This is a genomic window from Pseudomonas sp. AC463 (assembly GCF_979253585.1).
Window position 1 is genome coordinate 1 of record NZ_CEEDDZ010000970.1, and the last position, 249, is coordinate 249.

At 73.1% G+C, this 249-nt stretch carries 1 protein-coding gene; it reads right to left on the minus strand.

The features are described from left to right. Positions 1-249, minus strand: a 249-nt coding sequence (locus AC0IYH_RS33130; protein ID WP_471838634.1) for a hypothetical protein, incomplete at both ends; no start/stop codon positions are given.

Consider the following 249-nt stretch of genomic DNA (forward strand, 5'->3'; position numbering starts at 1 on the left):
GCCGAGCTGCGTCCGCACGAGCGGCACGTCCTGCGTCCAGCTATCGCCGCGCCCGCCCGGTTGCAGCCCGGCATTCCTGAACGCGGCGATCAGCCAGTCGACCGTCTTCGCCTCTCCCGGCGTGCCCGGCGCACGGCCGCCGAACGAGTCGGAGGCGAGCGTCTTCACGTCCGCGGACAGGCGTTCCGGAGAGATCGCCTGTGGCGGCGCGGAGGCGGCACCGAGCAACAGCGCCGCAAGGGGAAGCAG